This window comes from Microbacterium invictum (assembly GCF_034421375.1).
In the GTDB taxonomy this organism is placed as follows: Bacteria; Actinomycetota; Actinomycetes; order Actinomycetales; family Microbacteriaceae; genus Microbacterium; species Microbacterium invictum_A.
Window position 1 is genome coordinate 1,193,359 of record NZ_CP139779.1, and the last position, 21,804, is coordinate 1,215,162.

Annotated in this window: 17 protein-coding genes, 1 tRNA gene and 1 other RNA gene; 13 read left to right on the top strand and 6 right to left on the bottom strand. The window is 71.1% G+C overall.

Annotation, left to right across the window (positions count from 1 at the left end; translation table 11 throughout):
• Window positions 1–3 precede the first annotated feature (3 nt).
• Window positions 4–636, bottom strand: coding sequence for an LON peptidase substrate-binding domain-containing protein (locus T9R20_RS05765; RefSeq protein ID WP_322411584.1), 633 nt, complete (start codon window positions 634–636; stop codon window positions 4–6).
• Window positions 637–740: 104 nt separating this feature from the next.
• On the opposite strand from T9R20_RS05765, the gene T9R20_RS05770 reads away from it, so the two are divergent.
• The 3 genes from T9R20_RS05770 to T9R20_RS05780 all read left to right on the top strand — a co-directional run bounded on the left by T9R20_RS05770 (window position 741) and on the right by T9R20_RS05780 (window position 3,044).
• Window positions 741–1,238 carry a DUF427 domain-containing protein gene (locus tag T9R20_RS05770; protein ID WP_322411585.1) on the top strand — a complete coding sequence of 166 codons (498 nt, stop codon included), beginning with the start codon at window positions 741–743 and terminating at the stop codon, window positions 1,236–1,238.
• Between the two features lie 42 nt (window positions 1,239–1,280).
• Window positions 1,281–1,369, top strand: a tRNA-Ser gene (locus T9R20_RS05775).
• A gap of 172 nt (window positions 1,370–1,541) precedes the next feature.
• Entirely contained in the window at window positions 1,542–3,044 is a 1,503-nt protein-coding gene (locus tag T9R20_RS05780) for a dicarboxylate/amino acid:cation symporter (protein ID WP_322411586.1), read from the top strand.
• A gap of 127 nt (window positions 3,045–3,171) precedes the next feature.
• Here T9R20_RS05780 and T9R20_RS05785 read toward each other — a convergent pair whose 3' ends face one another.
• The 3 genes from T9R20_RS05785 to T9R20_RS05795 are packed head-to-tail and all read right to left on the bottom strand — an operon-like array spanning window position 3,172 to window position 7,724.
• Entirely contained in the window at window positions 3,172–5,451 is a 2,280-nt protein-coding gene (locus tag T9R20_RS05785; protein WP_322411587.1) for a DUF3488 and transglutaminase-like domain-containing protein, read from the bottom strand.
• The gene (locus tag T9R20_RS05790; protein WP_322411588.1) at window positions 5,438–6,688 is read right to left on the bottom strand and encodes a DUF58 domain-containing protein; all 1,251 of its coding nucleotides are present in this window, start codon (window positions 6,686–6,688) and stop codon (window positions 5,438–5,440) included. Before T9R20_RS05790 ends, T9R20_RS05785 begins: the two co-directional genes overlap by 14 nt.
• A gap of 4 nt (window positions 6,689–6,692) precedes the next feature.
• Window positions 6,693–7,724: an AAA family ATPase gene (locus T9R20_RS05795; protein ID WP_322411589.1), complete on the bottom strand. Its 1,032-nt coding sequence runs from the start codon at window positions 7,722–7,724 to the stop codon at window positions 6,693–6,695.
• A gap of 113 nt (window positions 7,725–7,837) precedes the next feature.
• Between T9R20_RS05795 and ffs the strand changes: the two genes are divergently transcribed.
• From ffs to T9R20_RS05835, 8 genes are all read left to right on the top strand, one after another.
• Window positions 7,838–7,934, top strand: an RNA gene (gene ffs, locus T9R20_RS05800) — signal recognition particle sRNA small type.
• 48 nt (window positions 7,935–7,982) lie between these two features.
• The gene (gene pta / locus T9R20_RS05805; RefSeq protein WP_322411590.1) at window positions 7,983–10,139 is read left to right on the top strand and encodes a phosphate acetyltransferase; all 2,157 of its coding nucleotides are present in this window, start codon (window positions 7,983–7,985) and stop codon (window positions 10,137–10,139) included.
• A complete protein-coding gene (locus T9R20_RS05810) occupies window positions 10,136–11,377 on the top strand; it encodes an acetate kinase (RefSeq protein ID WP_322411591.1) in 1,242 nt (413 codons plus the stop codon). Before pta ends, T9R20_RS05810 begins: the two co-directional genes overlap by 4 nt.
• A 120-nt stretch (window positions 11,378–11,497) precedes the next feature.
• Window positions 11,498–12,244: an HAD-IA family hydrolase gene (locus tag T9R20_RS05815; protein ID WP_322411592.1), complete on the top strand. Its 747-nt coding sequence runs from the start codon at window positions 11,498–11,500 to the stop codon at window positions 12,242–12,244.
• Window positions 12,241–14,769 carry a glycoside hydrolase family 65 protein gene (locus tag T9R20_RS05820; protein ID WP_322411593.1) on the top strand — a complete coding sequence of 843 codons (2,529 nt, stop codon included), beginning with the start codon at window positions 12,241–12,243 and terminating at the stop codon, window positions 14,767–14,769. The genes T9R20_RS05815 and T9R20_RS05820 overlap by 4 nt, the downstream gene beginning before the upstream one ends.
• Window positions 14,770–14,836: 67 nt before the next feature.
• On the top strand, window positions 14,837–17,071 hold the full coding sequence (locus T9R20_RS05825; protein WP_322411594.1) for a DNA polymerase III subunit gamma and tau: 2,235 nt from the start codon (window positions 14,837–14,839) through the stop codon (window positions 17,069–17,071).
• Window positions 17,071–17,664 (top strand): recombination mediator RecR, encoded by a 594-nt coding sequence (gene recR / locus T9R20_RS05830; RefSeq protein ID WP_322411595.1) that lies wholly within the window; start codon window positions 17,071–17,073, stop codon window positions 17,662–17,664. The genes T9R20_RS05825 and recR overlap by 1 nt, the downstream gene beginning before the upstream one ends.
• A complete protein-coding gene (locus T9R20_RS05835) occupies window positions 17,661–18,614 on the top strand; it encodes a DMT family transporter (protein WP_322411596.1) in 954 nt (317 codons plus the stop codon). The genes recR and T9R20_RS05835 overlap by 4 nt, the downstream gene beginning before the upstream one ends.
• Here the strand turns inward: T9R20_RS05835 and T9R20_RS05840 are convergent, their stop codons facing one another.
• A complete protein-coding gene (locus tag T9R20_RS05840) occupies window positions 18,615–19,112 on the bottom strand; it encodes a hypothetical protein (RefSeq protein WP_322411597.1) in 498 nt (165 codons plus the stop codon).
• A gap of 122 nt (window positions 19,113–19,234) precedes the next feature.
• Here T9R20_RS05840 and T9R20_RS05845 point away from each other — a divergent pair, with 122 nt between their 5' ends.
• Window positions 19,235–20,521 (top strand): aspartate kinase, encoded by a 1,287-nt coding sequence (locus T9R20_RS05845; RefSeq protein WP_322411598.1) that lies wholly within the window; start codon window positions 19,235–19,237, stop codon window positions 20,519–20,521.
• Here T9R20_RS05845 and T9R20_RS05850 read toward each other — a convergent pair.
• On the bottom strand, window positions 20,500–21,102 hold the full coding sequence (locus T9R20_RS05850; RefSeq protein ID WP_322411599.1) for a TetR/AcrR family transcriptional regulator: 603 nt from the start codon (window positions 21,100–21,102) through the stop codon (window positions 20,500–20,502). The genes T9R20_RS05845 and T9R20_RS05850 overlap by 22 nt on opposite strands.
• 70 nt (window positions 21,103–21,172) lie before the next feature.
• Between T9R20_RS05850 and T9R20_RS05855 the strand changes: the two genes are divergently transcribed.
• Entirely contained in the window at window positions 21,173–21,754 is a 582-nt protein-coding gene (locus T9R20_RS05855) for a dihydrofolate reductase family protein (protein ID WP_322411600.1), read from the top strand.
• Window positions 21,755–21,804: the final 50 nt, after the last annotated feature.

The window sequence follows — 21,804 nt, forward strand, 5'->3', positions numbered from 1 at the left end:
GATTCACATTCCCGAGAATGGATCGGATGCTTCGTCGCGGCCGATCACGGGCTCGATGTCGAGGGTCAGATCGATGATCTGCCTCAGCAGTCCGCCCATCGTGGTCGCGCGCAGCAGGGTGAACCGGTCGAGCTCGCCGAGGGGGGCGATCGCGGCGAGCTGCCAGGCCGATTCGACCGGGTCTTCGGACAGCTCGATGTTCGGGTCGTAGGACGCCACCCCGGCGGCTTCGGCCTTGCCCAGCACGCGTCGCACGATGCTTTCGGCCTCGGTGCGCAGCGGCGTCAGCGCGTCATCCCAGGTCAGCTCCGGAAGCGTCGTGACGTCGGCGACGGGGTGCGGATCGTCGTCCAGCCATGCGTCCACGGTGACGCGCTGCTCGCCGACGGCGAGGACGAAGATGTCGTCCTTTCCGACCTGCACCTGCGCCAGGCGCGCCATGGTGCCGAAGGAACTGCGCTGGTCGCCGCCGCCCGCCTCGGGCCCGCGCTCGATGAGCACCACGCCGAACTGCGGATTCTCCTCGTCGAGGAGGCGGCCGAGCATCGTGAGGTAGCGCGGCTCGAAGATGCGCAGCGCCAAGGGCGCGTGGGGGAAGAGCACGCTGCCGAGGGGGAACATCGCCACCTGCGTCACACCCTCAGTCAACCAGCGGATGACCCGGCGCGGGCGGTTTCCCGCGGGATCGCCGTCGCGGGGCATCCGGAGCCGTCGGGGCCTGCGAGGCGTAGCCTGAGAGCATGCGTCATCCGTCACCCGACCCCGTCGCGCCAGGGCAGGAATCGGTCTGGGACTACCCGCGGCCGCCGCGGATCGAGAAGGTCGACGCCCGCGTCACGATCACCCTCGGCGGTGAGGTGATCGTCGACACCGGCGACGTGGTCCGGGTGCTCGAGACCAGTCATCCACCGGTGTACTACCTGCCGATCGGCGCGTTCGTCGAGGGTGCGGTCACCGACGGCGTCGGATCGTCGTTCTGCGAGTTCAAGGGGGCTGCGCGCTACCTCGACGTGCGCGGCGGCGGCGAGAGCCGGCCCGCGGCGGCGTGGAACTATCCGCGGCCGAGCGGCGGGTACGAGCTGCTCGCGGATCGCGTGGCGGTCTACGCGCAGGCGATGGACCGCTGCACGGTCGACGACGAGCTCGTCACGCCGCAGCCCGGAGGCTTCTACGGCGGATGGATCACCTCGCGCGTCGCCGGGCCGTTCAAGGGCGTCGCAGGCTCCATGGGGTGGTGAGGGCGCCCGGGCGGAACCGGGCTGCGTGATAAAGTCGGCGACGGAAGCGTGTCCGAGCGGCCTAAGGAGCATGGCTGGAATCCATGTAGGCGGGGTAACTCGCCTCGCAGGTTCAAATCCTGTCGCTTCCGCGTCGAGGCCCTCATCCCCCGGGATGAGGGCCTCTCCCTTTCACGGGAATGATCGCGACAGCATGCGTCGTTGTCATCCGGGGTCACGTGACGGCGTGCCCCGCCCGGCTCGCCGTAGCCTCGACCAGGCCGTCCTCACCCCCGGACGGACCGACGACCCCCCAGGAGAGATATGAGTTCCGCCACGAGCGCTTCCCCCGCGACCTCCCGGCCCACCACGCCGCAGAGGTCGCGCGCCCGCCGCATCCTGACCTCGTTCGGGTTCCAGATCACCCTCGCCCTCGTGCTCGGGGTCGTGCTGGGTCTGGTGGCCCGTCAGCTCGGGCCCCTCCCCGACGGCAGCCCGAATCCCCTCGCGGCGACCCTCGGCACGATCGGCGACTCGTACGTCACGCTGCTGAAGACCGCGGTCATCCCGCTCATCTTCTTCGCGATCGTGGCGAGCATCGCCCAGCTGCGTCGCGTCACGAACGCGGCCCGCCTCGCCGGGCAGACCCTGCTGTGGTTCGCTATCACCGCCCTCATCGCGGTCTCGATCGGCATCGGGCTCGGCGTCACGATCCAGCCGGGAGCCCGTGTCGACCAGACGGCGCTGACCACCGCCGAGCCTTCCACCGTCGGCACCTGGTGGAACTTCCTCGTGGGCCTCGTGCCGCAGAACGTGTTCGGGCTCACCGTGTCGACGTCGGTGGACGCCGAGACCGGTGCCGCGGTGTCTTCCGTCGGCTTCAACGTGCTCCAGGTGATCGTCGTCGCCGCCGCCGTCGGCATCGCCGCGCTCAAGCTCGGCCGCCGCGCCGAGCCGTTCCTCACCTTCACCGAGTCGACCCTCAAGGTCATCCAGCGCGTGCTGTGGTGGATCATCCGCATCGCCCCCCTCGGCACCCTCGGGCTCATCGCCTCGGCGGTCGTCGAGTACGGGTGGGAGAAGCTCACCACCCTCGCCTGGTTCGCGCTCGCCGTCTACGCCGGCCTCGCGCTCGTGCTCTTCGTGGTCTATCCCACGCTCCTGCGCAGCCACGGTCTGTCCATCCGGCAGTACTTCTCCGGCGTCTGGCCTGCCGTTCAGCTGGCCTTCGTCAGCCGGTCGTCGATCGGCACGCTGCCGCTGACCCAGCGGGTGACCGAGCGCAACCTCGGCGTCCCGCGCGAGTACGCGTCGTTCGCCGTGCCGTTCGGTGCGACGACCAAGATGGACGGCTGCGCGGCGATCTACCCGGCGATCGCGGCGATCTTCGTGGCGCAGTTCTTCGGCATCGACCTGACGATCTGGCAGTACGTGCTCATCGCGCTGGTCTCCGTCGTCGGCTCTGCGGCGACGGCCGGCACCACCGGGGCGACGGTCATGCTCACCCTGACGCTCTCGACGCTCGGGCTGCCGCTCGAGGGCGTCGGGCTCCTCCTCGCGATCGACCCCATCCTCGACATGGGCCGCACCGCGGTGAACGTCGCCGGGCAGGCGCTCGTGCCGACGATCGTCGCGAAGCGCGAGGGCATTCTCGACGTCGAGCTCTACGACGCCCCGCGCGGGGATGTGCCCTTCGCAGACGACTCCGACGACGTCGCCGCTGACGACGCCCCCGGGCGGAACGGGGCGGATGCCGCGGACCGGCCTACGTCGGACGAGTTCGAGGGCCCCGCGGCACCCCCGCAGCTGCAGCCGTCGTCCCGCTGATCCCGCCCCCGCCGCCGAGCGCCCACCTCCCCGCGGCGAGAGTGCATCCGCGGGCCGAGAACGTGGGTGACCCCCGCGCCTTCGGCGCCCAGATGCACTCTCGCGGAGGACGGGCGGGGGCGGCGCGTCAGCCGGCAGGGCGGGACGCGCCCCGGCCGGCGCCGGCGTACAGCGAGCCGGGACGGATGATGAGCGAGCGCGGCACGAGCTGGGCGAGGATGCGCCGCGCCGGCGGCGCGGCAGCCAGCAGACCCGCCCGGACCTCGCTGGCCGCGGTCGCCATCGCCTCGCCCTGACCGAAGCCATGACGCCCGCCGGGCGCGTAGCTGGCCCGCTCGATCGCGCCGATGAGAACGCCCATCGCCTCTGAGGGCGCCCCGGCTTCGCCGACGAGTCGGGAGCCGAGCGCGCGGGGGCTCTCGCTGACCGGCGACGGGATGCCGAGGTCGATCGCGGTGTCCTGCACGACCGCCCATGCCGCGGCGGCATCGCCGGCCCGCGCGCCGGACACCTGCTGCCTGCGGCGGAGATCCCGGACGAGGAGGGGGATCCCCAGGACGACCAGCACGGCGAACACCACGGCCACCGTCGGGAGGGCGTCGACCTCGGCGTCGGGCGCGGCGGTCCCGGCATCCGGTGTCAACGGCTCGCCCGTGTCGGGGTCGACGGCGTCGGGCACGTCGGCGGGAGCGGATGCCTCGGGGGCGGCGTCGGCCCCGTCGGCGGTCTCACCCGGGGCGGAGGTCTCGGGAGAGAAGCGGGTCGGCTGACCCAGACCGTTGGTCGGCTCGAACGGAATCCAGCCGACGCCGTCGAAGTAGATCTCGGGCCAGGCGTGCAACTGCCCCGACATCACCGAGTACACGGTCTGGAACTCCACCGCGTCCCCGGTCGAGGTCCCCGGGAGGTATCCCACGACGATGCGGCTGGGCATGTCGAGGGTCCGGGCCATGAGGGCGAACGCCGAGGCGTAGTGGATGCAGTACCCCTCGCGCACCTCGAGGAACTGCGCGACCGCTTCGGCGCCGCTGCCGTCGAAGCCCTCCTCGACCGGCGCGTCGAGGGAGTAGCGGAAATCGGTGCCCCGGAACCAGCTCTGCAGCGCCAGGAGAGCGTCGTAGTCGGAGGCCGCGCCGGCGGTCACCTCGGCGGCGAGCTCGCCGACGATGGGAGGCAGATCGGCGGGAAGCCCGAGCGTGTCGGCGCGCACTCCCTCGCCCCCGGCCGAGCGCGCGCGGATCTGCTCGAGCGTCGGTCGCGGGACGCTCGAGGTCACCTCGTAGTCCTGACCCTGCGTCCCGCCCTGGCGGGCCTCGACCGTGCGGTTGTAGGGGAACGCCCCCCACACTCCGTCGAGTCCGTCGATGACGGTCGCCGGGTACGACACCGGAAGCCACGTGGAGTTGAGATTGCGGATCTCCACGGTCGTCGAGTACTCCGCCACCTCGATCTCGGGGTCGACCGGGAGGGCGGTCAGAGCCTCGGCGCTGTCGAGCGGGTAGGAGCGACCGCTGTCGGGTTCCCACACCGCGCCGGTGAACTCGGTGAGAGTCGTTGCCCGCAGGTACGGCGGGGTGGGCGCGTCGCTGCGCATGCGCAGCACTTCGACCTCGCGAGGCCGGCGGAGGTCGTCGCCGAGTTGCAGCGTGGCGTCGATGCCGGGCCCGGGACCGAGCTCTCCCGACCCCGGCCGGATCGTGGGCTGGGGGAGGAGGGGGGTGGCCACGAGGGCCACGACGACGGCGATGGCGCCGATGCCGACCGCAGTCGCCGAGACCCCCGTTGCGCGGGTCGCCTCGGTCGTCGCCGGCTCTTCCCGCATGCGGGTGTCGGTGCGGATGAGGAAGAGGATGGCCGCGGCCAGCAGCGCGAAGGCGACGACGTCGATCTCCGCCGGCACGGCGATGGCCGGGATGAGCGAGACGGCGATCAGTCCCACGCCCGCGAGGAGCGGCATCCGTGCCGTCAGGACCACGTGGTCGATGACGACGGCCAGGAGCCCGGTCGCTCCGACGATGAGCAGCGCGAGCGGCCCGCTCGGAGCCAGCGGTGCGACCCCGAGCGCGATCTCCTCGCCGGCGGCGGAGAGGACGTCGGGAATCTCCCGGAAGGTCTCGACCGTCGGGATGACGAGGAGGAACGCCGTGTCCCGGAAGAACACGGCGGTCACGAACGCTGCCCAGACGAGCACCTCGATCAGCGAGACCGCCACCGCCGGAAGTCGGAAGCGGCGCGCGACGTACCCGGTGGCGAGGACCGCCGCGACGATGACGAGGGTCCCCAGCAGCCAGCCGGTGGGGCGCACCACCCGCATGAGGGGGAGGAGCGCGGCGATGAGGGCGGCGAAGACCCCGGCGGTGAGCAGGAGGTCCGCGGCGCGGCGCGAGGACGGTTCAGCGGAGGGCACGGGTCACCCCCCGCTCGCCGGCGGCGGCCCATTCCTGGACGAGATCGCCGTCGGGGTCGAGATGGACCGCGTGCCAGCCGACGTCGCCCGCGCGGTCCAGAGCGCCGCTCCGCGGTGAGGCGGCGAGCAGCACGGCGAAGGTGGAGTGATGCACGATCGGTGCGAGCGCGTCGACGTCGGCGGGGTCGAGGCGTCCGGTGAGGACGATGACGGGGCCGGTCATGACTCCCGCGAACTGCCGCGCCAGCCGCGGCAGATGGTCGTCCCGCCGGGCGGTGACGGTGGCGAACTGGGTGACGAGGTCCTCCACCGCCGCGGTGTCTCCGCCGTCGATGCGCTCGGCGAGGGCGGCGCCGTCGCTGTCGAGGACGCTCACGCCGTAGCCGTCGCGCACCAGTCGTGAGACCACCGAGACGCACGCCGACACCGCGGTCTCGAAGGCGTCGTCGGCGCCCGGTTCGTGCAGCGCCTCGGTCGACCACCGCAGCACCCCGCGATCGAGGACCACCGTCGCCTCGGGGGTGGCCTCCTGCTCCTCCTGCCGCACCATGAGCGCGTCGCGGTGGGCCGTGGCGCGCCAGTGGATGCGTCGCATCGAGTCGCCCGGCGCGTAGGGCCGGGCGATGAGGTTGTCCGCGCCCTGACCGGGCTGATTGTTCTGCGTCTGCAGCGTTCCCCCGGCCTCGCCCGCGAGGCCCGTGAGCGGCGGCAGCTCGATCACGGCCGGGGCGACGGTGACGCGGGTGCGCTGACCGTAGAGGGTGCTGCGGCGGGCCAGGGCGAAGGGGTCGGCGGAATGGACGCGCAGGGGGCCCAGATGGTGGATGCCGCGGCGCACCCCGGTCACCGTGTAGGCGAGGTTCACCACGCGGTCCGAACCCCGCAGGCCCGAGCCGAGGGCGGGGAAGACACCGGCCGCGGCGCCCTCCAGCCCGGGGGGCAGCGTGTCCGTCCACGTTCCGGGCGGCGTCGGCAGCGCGGTGCGGACGCCCACGCGCACGCGTACGAGCGAGGCCCGACCGACTCCCACGGTGTCGGGGGCGAGCGACCGGGTGACCGAGTCGGCGTGGCGGGTGAGGTAGAGGGAGGCCACGGCAGCCACGAGGACGGCGACCAGCAGCATCCCGAAGTACATCAGCTCGGGAATCCCCACCTCGTTCGCGACGACGAAGCAGGTGAGCGCGAGGAGCGCCGCACCGGTTCCGCGCAGGGTCAGGGGCCAGAGTCGTCGGAGCATCGGGTCACTGCCGTGCGGCGATCGGCACCCGCACGCTCGCGGCGATCTGTCCGAGCGCCGACTCGATGACCTCGGTCATCGACTTCGCCCGCGCTCCGCCGGCGGAGCGGGTCGGGATCAGCCGGTGCGCGAAGACCGGGACGAGGAGGGCGGTGATGTCGTCGGGGATGACGAATCCGCGGCCGTCGAGGGCCGCCCAGACCTTCGCGGCCCGCACCAGCTGCAGCGTCGCGCGCGGGCTCGCCCCGAGCCGCAGGTCGCCGTGCGTCCGCGTGGCGGCCGCGAGCGCCACGGCGTAGTCCTCGATCGCCGGAGCGACGTGCACGGCGCGCGCCCAGGCGATGAGCGCCGCGATCTGCGGCGCCGAGGCGACGGGACGGATCGCGTCGAGCGGGTTGACCGACTCGCGCTGACGCAGCATGAGCGCCTCGGACCGGGCATCGGGGTATCCCATCGAGATGCGCATCATGAAGCGGTCGCGCTGTGCCTCGGGGAGGGCGTAGGTCCCCTCCATCTCCAGCGGGTTCTGCGTCGCGACGACGAGGAACGGGTCGGGGAGGGGGTGGGTCGCGCCGTCGACGGTGACCTGGCCCTCCTCCATGGCCTCGAGGAGGGCGGACTGGGTCTTCGGGGAGGACCGGTTGATCTCGTCGGCGATGACGATGTTGGCGAAGACCGCGCCGTGCTTGAACTCGAACTCGCGGGCGACGGGGTTGAATACACTCACCCCGGTCACATCGCCCGGCAGCAGGTCGGGGGTGAACTGGATGCGGCGCACCGTGGCATCCACGCTGGCTGCCAGCGCCCGCGCGAGCATGGTCTTACCGACCCCGGGGACGTCCTCGATGAGAAGGTGCCCCTCGGCGAGGAGGCACACGAGGGCGCTGCGCACCGCGTCGGGCTTGCCGTCGATCACCCGCTGCACCGAGGCCACGATGGACTCTGTGAGGCCCGCGAACTCCTCGGCGGACGCCGGTCGTGGCGGCACGGGGGCTCGGGAGAGCGCGACCTGCTCGGTCGTGACGGGATGATCCATGGGGTCCTCTCGGACGGCGCGCGGGTCGAGCGGCGGCGCTCGTTATGCGATCGTAACCGCCACCGGCACAGGGCGGCCTGGGAATCGTCCGACCTCTCCCGGGGTAGACTCGAGGCAGCTCTCCGCGAGGCGGCACCCAGGCCAACTCCCCCAGGACGGAAACGTAGCAAGGGTAACCAGGCTCTGCCGGGTTCGCGGAGAGTCTTACTTTTCCCCCGGGACGTGCCCCGCTCGAGGCCCCGCCCATAGGCTGGACGGGTGGCGCAGAGCATCTACATCACCTCGGCCGAAGGTCACTCCGGGAAGTCGACGATCGCCCTCGGGGTGCTCGATGCGCTCAGTCACGCCGCCTCGCGCGTCGGGGTGTTCCGCACCATCGCACGGTCCACGGACGAGCCGGACTACGTCCTGGAGATGCTCCTCGCCCACGACGGCGTCGACCTGGCCTACGAGGACTGCATCGGCGTGACCTACGACGACGTGCGCCAGGATCCCGAGCGGGCGCTGGCCACGATCGTCGAGCGCTACCACGCCGTCGCGGCGGCGTGCGACGCCGTCGTGGTGCTCGGCAGCGACTACACCGACGTCGGCAGCCCTGCGGAGCTGACGTACAACGCGCGCATCGCGGTCAATCTGGGGGCGCCGGTGCTCCTGGTCCTCGGCGGCCGCGCCCAGCACGGGCAGGGCGAGCAGCTGGGCACGACGATCGCCCGGACGCCCTCCGAGATGGGTCAGATCGCCGCGCTCGCGCTGGCCGAGCTCGCGCACGAGCGCGCGGAGCTCTTCGCCGTCGTGGCCAACCGCGCCGACCCCGATCGCCTCGACGACGTCGTAGAGGCGATCTCCGGCGTGGTCTCGGCGGCCCGCGCTGCCGGGGGCCGCGCCGTCGACGGCGCGCGACCGGTGCCGGTGTGGGCGCTTCCCGAAGACCGGCTGCTGGTGGCCCCGTCGGTGCGCGACGTGGCCCGCGCCGTGGACGGACGCCTCATCAAGGGCGACGCCGACCTGTTCACCCGCGAGGTGCTCGGGGTGGTCATCGCGGGGATGTCGATGGTGAACGTCCTGCCGCGCCTGACCGAATCGGCGATCGTGGTGATTCCCGCCGATCGCACCGAGGTGCTGCTGGCGACACTCCTGGCGAACTCGTCGGGAACGTTCCCGAGCATCGCCGCGGTCATCCTCAACGGTCCCTTCCCCCTTCCCGAACCGGTCGACACCCTCATCGACGGTCTGGATTCGTCGCTGCCGATCATCGCCACCGACCTCGGCACCTACGACACCGCGGTGAGGATCATGGGGACGCGGGGCCGGTTGGCCGCCGACTCGCAGCGCCGCTACGACACGGCCCTGTCGATGTTCGAGCGGCACGTCGACACCGAGAGCCTCGTCACCGCGCTCGGGCTCGCCCGCCCCACCGTCGTCACACCGCTGATGTTCGAGTACCGCCTGCTCGAGCGCGCCCGCGCCGAGCGCCGCCGCATCGTGCTGCCCGAGGGGGATGACGACCGGATCCTGCGGGCCGCCGGCACGGTGCTGGCGCGGGGCATCGCCGATCTCACGATCCTCGGCGAGGAGATCGAGGTGCGAAACCGCGCGATCGAGCTCGGGATCGACATCCGCGCCGCCGACGTCATCTCGCCCTTCGATGCCGTGCACGTCGACCGCTTCGCGAGGGAGTACGAGAGGCTGCGCGCCCACAAGGGCGTGACCTATGCGCAGGCGGCCGACACCGTGACCGATGTGTCGTACTTCGGCACCCTCATGGTGCACCTCGGCCTCGCCGACGGCATGGTCTCGGGTGCGGCGCACACCACCGCGCACACGATCCGTCCGGCGTTCGAGATCATCAAGACCAAACCCGGCGTGTCCGTGGTCTCCAGCGTCTTCCTCATGGCCCTGGCCGACCGGGTGCTGGTCTACGGCGACTGCGCCGTCATCCCCGATCCGACGGCCGAGCAGCTCGCCGACATCGCCATCTCGTCGGCGGCGACCGCCGAGCAGTTCGGCATCGAGCCGCGGGTGGCGATGCTGTCGTACTCGACGGGGGAGTCCGGCTCGGGGGCCGACGTCGAGAAGGTGCGGGCCGCCACGGCGCTCGTGCGCGAGCGGGCACCCGAGCTGCCCGTCGAGGGCCCGATCCAGTACGACGCCGCCGCCGACGCCGCCGTCGCAGCGGCCAAGGCCCCCGGCTCGGCCGTGGCGGGGCGGGCGACGGTGTTCGTGTTCCCCGACCTGAACACCGGGAACAACACCTACAAGGCGGTGCAGCGTTCGGCGGGGGCGGTCGCGATCGGTCCGGTGCTGCAGGGGCTGAACAAGCCGATCAACGATCTGTCCCGGGGAGCGCTCGTCGACGACATCGTCAACACGATCGCGATCACCGCGATCCAGGCGCAGGGGGAGGACGGGGCGTGAACCCGGTCCTCGTCGTCAACAGCGGCTCGTCGTCGTTCAAATACCAGCTGATCGACATGGCGGACGAGACGCTGCTGGCGTCGGGACTCGTCGAACGGATCGGCGAGGACCGCCCGGGGCGGGCGACGCATACGGTCCACCAGCCGGCGACGACGGGGCCCGCGACCACGATGGTCGATGCGACCTTCTCGCGCGAGCTGCCGATCCCCGACCACACCGCCGGATTCGCCGTGATGCTGGAGGCCTTCGCCGACAATGGCCCGTCGCTGGCCGACACCCCTCCCGTCGCCGTCGGCCATCGCGTCGTCCACGGCGGTGCGCGCTTCTTCGCGCCGACCCTGGTGACCCCGCTCGTCGAGATCACCATCGACGAACTGTCGGTGCTCGCCCCCCTGCACAACCCGGCGAACCTCGCCGGGATCGTGGCGGCGAAGAAGGCCTTCCCCGACGCGCCCCACGTCGCGGTCTTCGACACCGCGTTCCATCAGACCCTGCCGCCCGCCGCCTACACCTATGCGATCGACGCCGACCTCGCGGCGGCCCACCGGATCCGGCGCTACGGCTTCCACGGCACCAGCCACAGATTCGTCAGCGAGGCCGCCGCGGCTTTCCTCGGACGGCCGACGACCGAGCTTCGTCAGATCGTCTTCCACCTCGGCAACGGCGCGTCGGTCACCGCGATCGACGGCGGGCGATCGGTGGAGACCTCGATGGGCCTCACCCCGCTCGAGGGGCTCGTGATGGGCACCCGCTCCGGTGACGTCGATCCGGCTGTGCTGTTCCAGCTCTCCCGTCGTGCCGGGCTCTCCATCGACGAGCTCGATGCGCTGCTGAACAAGCGGAGCGGCCTTCAGGGCCTCGCCGGGGTCTCCGACATGCGCGACATCCAGGCCGGCGTGGATCGCGGAGACGCCGCCGCCACCCTCGCCTTCGACGTCTACGTGCATCGCCTCCGCGCTTACGCGGGGGCCTACCTCGCACAGCTCGGCGGCGTGGACGTCATCTCCTTCACCGCAGGCGTGGGCGAAAACGCCCCCCGTGTGCGCGCCGCGACCCTTCAGACCCTCGGGTTCGCCGGCGTCCGGGTCGATCCGGCACGCAACGACGCGCGCGAGCGCGGCATCCGAGTGATCTCCCGCGACGATTCCGCGGTCACCGTGCTCGTCGTGCCCACCAACGAAGAACTCGAGATCGCGCGGCAGACGCTTACCGTGGCCGGGCGCCCCGAGACCGTGTAACACGCGCGAAACCGCGGTGTTCTCCGGGCTCGATCCCGGGCCACTACGCTTTATCCGACCCTCTCGCTGCTCCGTCCTGCACCCCCCGGCTCGGAGCCTCGCATCGCGTATGGAGAACCCTTGACCGGTCCCTCGCTTCCCGACCTCACCACCTACGACGGTGTGCTGTTCGACCTGGACGGCGTGCTCACGCCCACCGCCGAAGTGCACATGCACGCCTGGCGCACGATGTTCGAAGAGCTCTTCGCGGCGTGGGAGGTCACCCCGCCCTACAGCGACGCGGACTACTTCGCGCACCTCGACGGCAAGAAGAGGTACGACGGTGTGGCCGGCCTGCTGCGCAGCAGAGACGTCGAGGTGCCCTGGGGAGACCCGTCCGACGCATCCACCGCCGACACGGTCTGCGGCATCGGCAACCGCAAGAACGACGTGTTCGCGCGCGTGCTCCGCGACGAGGGCATCGCCCCCTATCCGGGCTCGGTCGCGCTCCTCGACGTCCTCATCGCGGCGGAGGTGCCGATCGCCGTGGTCTCGAGCTCGAAGAACGCCGAGGAGGTGCTCGCCGTCGCCGGCATCCGCGACCGCTTCTCGGTGGTCATGGACGGCGTGATCGCCGAGCGCGATCACCTCGCCTCCAAGCCGGCGCCCGATGTCTTCGCCGAAGCGGCGCGGATGCTGGGGGTGGACCCCGCGCGCAGTGCCGCCGTCGAGGACGCGCTGAGCGGAGTGCAGTCGGCGGTCGCCGCCGGCTACGGGCTCGTGGTCGGGGTCGACCGTGGCGCCGGTGCCGAGACCCTGCGCGACGCGGGCGCCCACGTCGTGGTGAACGACCTCGCCGAGTTCGTGGAGAAGGAGATCCCGGCATGATGGACCGCGACCGGTTCCCCGTCGATGAGTGGCGGCTGATCGAGAAGCGGTTCTCGCTGGAGGATCAGGGCGTCACCGAGACGCTCTTCGCCGTCGGCAACGGCTACGTCGGGCTCCGCGGGAACACCCCTGAGGGGCGTCACGCCCACGAGCACGGCACCTTCATCAACGGGTTCCACGAGACCTTCCCCATCCACCACGCCGAGCAGGCCTACGGCTTCGCCGAGGTCGGTCAGATCATCGTCAACGCCCCCGACGCCAAGATCATGCGCGTCTACGTCGACGACGAGCCGCTGTCCCTGGACGTCGCCGATGTGCGCGAGTACCACCGCGAGCTCGACATGCAGAGCGGCGTGCTGCGTCGTCGCGTGCTCTGGGTGACACCCTCGGGCAAGGAGGTGCTGATCGAGGACGAGCGGATGGTCTCGTTCGAAGAGAAGCACCTCGTGGTCCTCCGTCTCGAGGTCACGGTGCGAAACGCCGACGCGCCGGTGACGATCAACTGCCAGCTCATCAACCGGCAGGACGGCGAAGACGTCTACGGCGGATCGCCCGCGCCGGCCAAGAAGGCGGGGTTCGATCCTCGTCGCAGCGACAAGATCCACGAGCGGGTGCTCCAGCCCAAGGAGTACTGGCAGGACCGCGACCGCTCGGCGCTGGCGTATCAGGTGAGCGATTCCGGGATGACCCTCGCCGTCGTCGCGGACCACGTGGTCGAGACCGAGAACCACTACTCGGCGCGGGGCATCGTCGAGCCCGACATCGCCAAGAACGTCTTCCGGGTGCAGGCGCGCGCCGGCGTTCCGATCCGCGTGACCAAGCTCGTCAGCTACCACACCTCGCGGGGCGTCCCCGCCCGTGAGCTGGTCGATCGGTGCCGCCGCACCATCGACCGGGCCCTGGCCGAGGGCGTGAGTCATCAGTTCGAGCGGCAGCGGGCCTGGCTCGATGCGTTCTGGGCGCGCAGCGACATCCGGATCGGGGGTCAGCCCGAGATCCAGCAGGCCACCCGCTGGTGCCTCTTCGAGCTGGCGCAGGCCGCGGCGCGCGCCGACGGGCAGGGCGTGCCGGCCAAGGGCGTGACGGGGTCGGGGTACAGCGGCCACTACTTCTGGGACACCGAGGTGTACGTCCTGCCGTTCCTGGCGTACACGACCCCGCTCTGGGCGCGCAACGCCCTGCGGATGCGCTACCTCATGCTCCCCGCCGCACGGCGGCGCGCGTATCAGCTCAACGAGGCGGGCGCCCTCTTCCCCTGGCGGACGATCAACGGCGAGGAGGCCTCGGCGTACTACGCCGCGGGCACCGCGCAGTACCACATCAACGCCGACGTCTGCTTCGCGCTGGCCAAGTACGTGCGAGCGACCGGCGACACCGACTTCCTCTACCGCGAGGGCGTGGACATCGCCGTGGAGACCGCGCGGCTGTGGACCACCCTGGGGTTCTGGCGCACGTCCAACGGCGATGCGATCGAATCGTTCCACATCCATGGTGTCACCGGACCCGACGAGTACACCACCGTCGTCAACGACAACCTCTTCACCAACGTCATGGCGCGCTTCAACCTGCGTTTCGCCGCCCGCACCCTGCGGGACATGGCCGAGAGCGACCCCGACGCCTACCGTGCGACGGCACAGCGCCTCTCGCTGGATCCGACCGAGGCCGAGCACTGGGAGCGCGCGGCCGAGGCGATGCACATCCCCTTCAGCACGGCGCTCGGCATCCACCCGCAGGACGAGATCTTCCTCGAGCGCGAGGTGTGGGATCTCGAGGCGACCCCGCCCGACAAGCGCCCGCTGCTGCTGCACTTCCACCCGCTGGTCATCTATCGCTACCAGGTGCTCAAGCAGGCCGACGTGGTCCTCGCGCTGTTCCTGCAGGGGGAGCACTTCTCCGACGAGGACAAGCTCGCCGACTTCGAGTACTACGACCCGCTGACGACGGGCGACTCGACGCTGTCCGCCGTGGTGCAGACGATCCTCGCCGCCGAGGTCGGGTACCAGGAGTTGGCGCTGGACTACTTCCGGCAGGCCATCTTCGTCGACCTCGCCGACCTCCACCACAATGCCGCCGACGGAGTCCACGTCGCTTCGGCGGGCGGGGTGTGGACGGCTCTCATCAGCGGCTTCGGCGGCATGCGCGATCACGCCGGCGAGCTCTCCTTCGACCCGCGTCTGCCGGCCGGGTGGGAGGAGCTGTCGTTCCCCCTGCGCTGGCGCAGCACCCCTGTCCACGTGGCGATCCGCGCCGCCGAGATGCGCGTGCGGATCGAGGGTGAGGAGCCGCTCATCTTCAGCGTGCGCGGGACGCCGTACGTCGTCGCCCCCGGCGAAGAGGTCACCGTCGCGCTGGCGGATCAGGGACCGCTCATCCCCGGACGACCGTCGCTCACCCAGTTCGCCGACGTGCGCCTGGAGGACGGCACGACGCTGTCGGCCTCGGTGCCGACGGTGACCGCGTCCATCCCGATCATCACCTCTCCGATTCCGGCGAGCGGTGAGCCGGAGCCCGTCGGAGAACGGTGAGCCCGCCGGGTCGCGGGTCGACGTGGCCGGCAGAACGGATGTCGGGGCCACGCCGTAGGCTGTTCGGGTGACCACCGCCCTGTATCGCCGCTACCGACCCGAGGCGTTCGGCGAGATGATCGGGCAGGCGCAGGTCACCGAGCCCCTGATGACGGCGTTGCGAAGCGATCGGGTCGGTCACGCCTACCTCTTCTCCGGCCCCCGCGGGTGCGGCAAGACGACCTCGGCACGCATCCTCGCGCGCTGCCTGAACTGCGCCGAGGGCCCCACCGACACCCCCTGCGGCACCTGCGAGAGCTGCGTCGAGCTCGGCCGGGGCGGGGGCGGCTCCCTCGACGTGGTCGAGATCGACGCCGCATCCCACAACGGTGTCGACGACGCCCGAGACCTCCGGGAGCGGGCGGTCTTCGCCCCGGCGCGCGACCGCTTCAAGATCTTCATCCTCGACGAGGCGCACATGGTGACCCCGCAGGGCTTCAACGCCCTGCTGAAGCTCGTCGAGGAACCGCCGGATCACGTGAAGTTCATCTTCGCCACCACCGAGCCTGAGAAGGTCATCGGCACGATCCGGTCGCGAACGCACCACTATCCGTTCCGGCTCGTGCCGCCCGCCGCGATGCTCGAGTACGTCCAGACGCTCTGCGAGAGCGAGGGGGTCACCGTCGAGACCGGTGTGCTGCCGCTCGTCGTGCGCGCCGGGGGAGGCTCACCCCGCGACACACTGTCGCTGCTCGACCAGCTGATCGCCGGGTCCGACGGGCCCGTGGTGCGGTACGAGCGGGCCGTGGCGCTGCTCGGCTACACCCACGGCGAGCTGCTGAACGAGGTCGTCGACGCCTTCGCCGCCGCCGATGCCGCCGCGGCCTTCACCGCCGTCGACCGAGTGGTCCAGACCGGTCAGGACCCCCGCCGTTTCGTCGACGACCTGCTGGAGCGGCTGCGCGACCTCATCATCGTCGGCGCGGCCGGTCAGGGTGCCGCCGCGGTCCTGCGGGGCACCTCGGAGGAGGAGCTCGCGCTGATGATGCGTCAGGCGGACTCTTTCGGCGTCGAACGCCTCTCACGCACAGCCGACATCGTCGTCGGCGCCCTCGACGACATGACCGGCGCGACGTCGCCCCGGCTCCAGCTGGAGCTGATGATCGCGCGCGTTCTGACGCACACGGTGCCCTCGGCGAGCGGCGTCGGCGCGGCGACGGCGGCGCACGTGCCGACGGTGCCCGCACCCGTCTCCGTACCTCCCGGCCCGTCGAGCGCTCCCAGCGCTCGGAGTGCTCCGGCTGCCCCGGGCTCAGTGGGCTCCTCGACCGCCGCGATTCCGCCGGCACCTCGGGACGAGACGGCGCCGGAGGCGGCGACGAGCCCCGCACCGACACCGGTGCAGCCCGTCGCCACCCCGCCCGCCGGCCCCGTCACCCTCGACCTCATGCGCAACGCCTGGACGGAGGTGCTCGCCAGGCTCGAAGATCTGAGTCGGTCGTCCTGGCTGGTGGCCACCAGCGCGCGGGTCGCCGATCTGCAAGACGACGTGCTGACACTGTCCTTTCGGAGTCAGGCCGACGTGGCCAAGTTCAAGCAGCGGACCGGCGGGACCGGCCCCAGCGAAGACCTCCGCACCGCGATCCAGGGCGTCCTGGGGATGCGGGTCAAGTACCTCGCGCGGCACGACGCCGATCCCGCCGAGACGTCCGGTGGCGAAGACCCGGACGGCGACCGCGGGGACGAGGGCCCGCCGCCGCCCCCGGATCCGCAGGACGATCCCGGGCCGGCGGATCCGCAGGGTCGAGGCGGGGGTGCGCGTTCGGATGCGGCGCCGCGACCTCGTCAGGAGGCGCCGATGCGCGGCGGCTCCGGTCGCCCGGCCGGGTCCCCACGCGATGCGATGACTGCGAGTGCCGCGGCGTCGGTGACGGAGTGGGCCGTCGCCCCGGTTCCCGGCGACGACGGGGGCGCACGCGGTGGTGCCGACGCGCGCGCGACGCAGGCGTTCGCCGTCGACGACGACCCCGAGGACGCCGCGATCGAGGTCGCGCGCGTCCGAGCGGCGACAGCGGCCCGCTCGCGCGAGGGCGAGGTGCTCCCCGCCTCCGAGATCGCGTCCTCGGCGGAGCCCGACGACGAGGGCGAGATCGCCCCGACGATCGTCGACGCACCGGTTCCTCCGGTCGTCGCGCCACCGATCGTCACACCCCCGCGACGCTCCGCCGGGATGCAGCGCTATGGCGAAGCGGTCGTCCGCCAGGTTCTCGGCGCCCGGTTCGTCCGTGAAGAGCCCTACGAGCCGCCGACGAGGTTCAGCTGATGTACGACGGCATCGTCCAGGACCTCATCGACGAGTTCGGGCGCCTTCCCGGCATCGGGCCGAAGTCGGCGCAGCGCATCGTCTTCCACATCCTCCAGACGCCGAACTTCGACGTGTCGCGCCTGTCTCAGCTGCTCGGCGACGTGCGTGAAAAGGTGCGCTTCTGCGAGATCTGCGGCAATGTGTCCGAGCAGGAGCGCTGCGCGATCTGCCGCGACCCGCGCCGCAACGTCACGCTCATCTGCGTGGTCGAGGACGCCAAGGACGTCGCAGCGATCGAGCGGACGCGGGAGTTCCGCGGGCTCTACCACGTGCTCGGCGGTGCCATCAGCCCGATCGCGGGGATTGGCCCCGACGATCTGCGGATCACATCGCTCATGCAGCGTCTCGCCGACGGCACGGTGCAGGAGGTCATCCTGGCCACCAACCCCAACCTCGAAGGCGAGGCCACGGCGACGTACCTGAGCAGACTGCTGCACACCCTTCAGATCACCGTCACCCGCCTGGCCTCGGGACTCCCGGTCGGAGGCGACCTCGAGTACGCCGACGAGGTGACCTTGGGGCGGGCCTTCGAAGGCCGGCGCTCGATGTGACCGTATCCGTCACCGCCCCTGTGGCCGCGGCGCGCTTCAGTTCGCGCGGGTGGCTGCTCTTCGCCGTCATGGCGGTGCTCTGGGGCATGCCGTACCTCTTCATCAAAGAGGCCGTCGACACGATCTCGCCCGCAGGGGTCGTCGCCGGTCGGACGCTCGGCGCCGCGCTGCTCCTGCTGCCCTTCGCGCTGCGCGCGCGGGCGCTGCGTCCCGCCTTCGCGAAGATCGGCTGGGTCCTGGCGTTCGGCGCGATCGAGATGGCGGGGCCGTTCTTCCTGCTGAGCCACGCCGAACTGACGCTGTCCTCGGGGCTGACCGGACTGCTCGTGGCCACCGTGCCCCTCTTCGCCGCCATCATCGCCGTGATCGGGGGCGACCGTGCCGCTCTCCGTCCGACGCGCGTGCTGGGCCTGGTGATCGGATTCCTCGGCGTCGGCGTGATCGTCGCGGGGCCCGCTCTCGCCGACGGTGATGTCGTCGCGAGCCTCCTCGCCGTCGGCGAGGTGCTGCTGGTGGCGGTGCTGTATGCCATCGCTCCCTTCATCGTGGCGCACAAGCTGCGCGACGTGCCGCCGCTCGGCACGATCACCGTGTCGCTGTTCGCGGTCGGGGTCTGCTACCTCCCGGTGGCGCTCGTCGTCCAGCAGGGACCCCCGAGCCCGCGGAGCCTGTGGTCGCTCGGACTCCTCGCGGTCCTGTGCACGGCCCTGGCCTTCATCGCGTTCTTCGCCCTCATCCGCGAGGTCGGCCCCGCCCGGGCGCCGCTGTTCACCTACGTCAATCCCGTCGTGGCGATCCTTCTCGGTGTCATCGTGCTCTCCGAACCGCTGACGGCAGGGCTGCTGCTCGGCTTCCCCCTCGTCATCCTCGGATGCTGGCTCGCCGCGACCGGCGGCACTCTCCGCCCGCGGCGCGCCGCGCTGGATCCTCCACCGGTCGCGCCCGGCTGATCACCGGAGGACCTCCACGAGGGCGATCCACGAGACCAGCAGCGCGGAGGCGATGGTGAGGAGCGCTGCCGCCGCCGCTGCGTACAGCCCCCAGGGGTGCCCGAGGAGCATCGCGATCCCCGCCACGGCGTACGCGGCGATCGGCACGAAGCCGATGACGGCCTTGATCACCGGCGGTCGGGTGTCATCGCTCGGTGGGGGAGTCCGCAGGATGACCCGTGCGGCATGCCACGGGAAGACGGCGCCGACGGCGGTGAGCGCGAGGATGATCGCACCGTAGGCGACGACGTCGAGGGCGGGGATCACTCCGATCGCCGCGATCGAGAGGGCCACGACGAGAGCCACGATGCCCGCCCCCAACCGTGCGGTGACGCTCCTCGCCTGGATGACCTCCCGGATGTTGACGCTCGCGGCGACGATCACGAGGCCCGCGAGAGCCGCGGTCGCGCCCACGATCGCCACGTTGAAGTCCGACCACGCCGCCAGATCCGCCGTCATGGTCGGCAGGCTACATGGGAGTCGGGGAATGCGAAGGTCCGTAAGATGGGGGATCGGCGCGCCGTCCCGTCGCGCGTCATCGCCGGGCGCTCTCGCGCCAGACGTACGCGGGGGTCTTACACGTGGCGTTGATCGTCCAGAAATACGGTGGCTCGTCCGTCGCCGATGCCGAGAGCATCAAGCGGGTCGCCAAGCGGATCGTCGACACCCGGCGCGCGGGGCACGAGGTCGTCGTCGCCGTCAGCGCGATGGGCGACACCACCGATGAACTCCTCGAGCTGGCGGGACAGGTCGCCCCGATGCCGGCCCCGCGCGAGCTCGACATGCTGCTCTCCAGCGGTGAGCGCATCTCGATGGCGTTGCTGGCGATGGCGATCCACTCGATGGGCTTCGAAGCGCGATCGTTCACGGGCAGCCAGGCGGGCATGATCACGGATGCCACCCATGGCGCCGCGCGCATCGTCGACGTCACCCCGGTGCGCCTGCGAGAGGCCCTCGACGACGGGGCCATCGTCATCGTCGCGGGGTTCCAGGGCTTCAACCGCGACACCCGAGACATCACGACGCTCGGACGCGGCGGATCCGACACCACCGCCGTGGCGCTGGCCGCAGCGCTCCGCGCGGATGTGTGCGAGATCTACAGCGACGTGGACGGGATCTTCACCGCGGACCCGCGGGTCGTGCCGAGGGCGCAGAAGCTCTCCAGCATCTCCAGTGAGGAGATGCTGGAGCTCGCCGCGAACGGCGCGAAGGTCCTGTACATCCGCGCGGTCGAGTACGCCCGGCGGCACGGGGTGCTGATCCACGCGCGCTCGACGTTCAGCCCGGACGTCGGCACCTGGGTGGTGGGCCCGGGCCAGAGCCTTCCCGAGGGGGAAAAGGGAGAGAACATGGAAGAGCCGATCGTCGCCGGAGTCGCGACCGACCTCAGCCAGGCCAAGATCACCGTCATCGGTGTTCCCGATGTGCCGGGCAAGGCCGCGGACATCTTCAAGATCGTGGCGAAATCCGGCGCGAACGTCGACATGATCGTCCAGAACGCCTCCGCGGCGGCGACCGGTCTGGCTGACATCTCCTTCACGCTGCCCAAGTCCGACGCGACCGCCGCCCTCAAAGCGCTCGCCGGCGAGCAGAGCGAGGTGGGGTTCCAGAGCCTCGTCCACGACGACCAGATCGGCAAGCTCTCGATCGTCGGGGCGGGGATGCGCACGCACTCCGGCGTCGCCGCGACGCTGTTCGAGGCCCTGAGTGTCGCGCGGATCAACATCGAGATGATCTCGACGTCCGAGATCCGCACCTCCGTCGTCGTCCGCGGCGACAATCTCGGCGAGGCGGCGCGCGTCGTCCACAGCGCCTACGGCCTCGACGGCGAGACGGAGGCCGTCGTCTACGCGGGCACCGGGCGCTGACCCTCGGGGGGATCCTCGCCCAGGATTCCCCGCACGAAGGCATCCACCGCGGCATCCGTGGAGATCTCGGGATCGATCGACACCGTGAGCCTGTCGAGCACCAGCCCCTCCAGGGCGTAGTGGAACAGGGCGATCTCGACCTCGCCGCCCGGCAGACCCGCGGCCCGGTTGAAGGCGACGTCGGCGGCGAAGCCCTGCCGCATCCACGCTCTCAGCGGGCCGGCGATCTCGGGGTTGCGCGCGGCTTCGAGGCGGAGGGTGAACAGCGCGAGCGAGACCTCGCGGTCGGCCAGCAGCCGTCGCACGACGTCGCGCGCGTAATCGGCGAACAGCGACGGGGTCGCGGGGCGATCGCGCCAGGGCGCGTACACGGCCGGGTCCGGCGCGAGGCGCTCTCCGATGCGCTCGACGAGCGAGGCGACCAGCGCGGCGCGACTGCGGAAGTAGTTCGAGGTGGTGCCCACAGGCACCGCTGCCTCGGCGTCCACCGCGCGGTGGGTGAGACCCCTCATCCCGTCGCGCGCGATGACCGACAGCCCCGCGTCGGCGAGCATCCGCCGTCGTGCGTCATTCCGTGCCACACCGTCACCCTAGCGTGACCACAACATTTGTCGTACATTGACCACGACAGATGTTGTGAAAGGGGAATCCATGACGAAGCTCGTCTACTACGTCGCGATCAGCCTCGACGGGCGGATCTGCGCACCCGACGGAGGGTTCGAGGCGTTCCCGATGACCGGCGACCACCTCGAGGCGATCCAGGAGGACTGGGCGGACACGCTGCCCTCCGTCCTCTACGATCGGTCCGGGTCGACCGCACCCCGGGAGCGGTTCGCCACCGTCCTCATGGGCTGGAACACCTACGCCGCGGGGCTGAGCATGACCGACTCGCCCTATTCCCATCTCGAGCAGATCGTCTTCTCGCGATCGCGCACCGCGGCGGACGTGGGGGCCGGGGTCACGCTGACGAGGGAGGATCCTCGCCGCGTCGTCGCCGCTCTGAAAGAGCGTGGCGGCGGGGATGTCTGGCTCTGCGGAGGCGGCGACCTCGCCGGTCAGCTCATCGCGGACATCGATCGGCTGGTGCTGAAGGTCAATCCCGTCGTCTTCGGAGACGGACGCCCTCTCTTCGCCGGAGAGTACGACCCGACGGGGTTCGTGCTCGAGTCGAGCCGGACGTTCCAGTCCGGTGTGCTCATCACCGAGTACGCGCGCATGCGCCCTCCGATGTGAGGCGCGCGTTCAGCCTCGCGTCCTACCATTCGCCTGTCGGGACCATCGGT

Coding starts and splice junctions, on each gene's coding strand:
- T9R20_RS05770 (WP_322411585.1), top strand. CDS start 741: ATGCGTCATCCGTCACCCGACCCCGTCGCGCCAGGGCAGGAATCGGTC.
- T9R20_RS05780 (WP_322411586.1), top strand. CDS start 1,542: ATGAGTTCCGCCACGAGCGCTTCCCCCGCGACCTCCCGGCCCACCACG.
- T9R20_RS05790 (WP_322411588.1), bottom strand. CDS start 6,688: ATGCTCCGACGACTCTGGCCCCTGACCCTGCGCGGAACCGGTGCGGCG.
- T9R20_RS05795 (WP_322411589.1), bottom strand. CDS start 7,724: ATGGATCATCCCGTCACGACCGAGCAGGTCGCGCTCTCCCGAGCCCCC.
- T9R20_RS05820 (WP_322411593.1), top strand. CDS start 12,241: ATGATGGACCGCGACCGGTTCCCCGTCGATGAGTGGCGGCTGATCGAG.
- recR (WP_322411595.1), top strand. CDS start 17,071: ATGTACGACGGCATCGTCCAGGACCTCATCGACGAGTTCGGGCGCCTT.
- T9R20_RS05840 (WP_322411597.1), bottom strand. CDS start 19,112: ATGACGGCGGATCTGGCGGCGTGGTCGGACTTCAACGTGGCGATCGTG.
- T9R20_RS05855 (WP_322411600.1), top strand. CDS start 21,173: ATGACGAAGCTCGTCTACTACGTCGCGATCAGCCTCGACGGGCGGATC.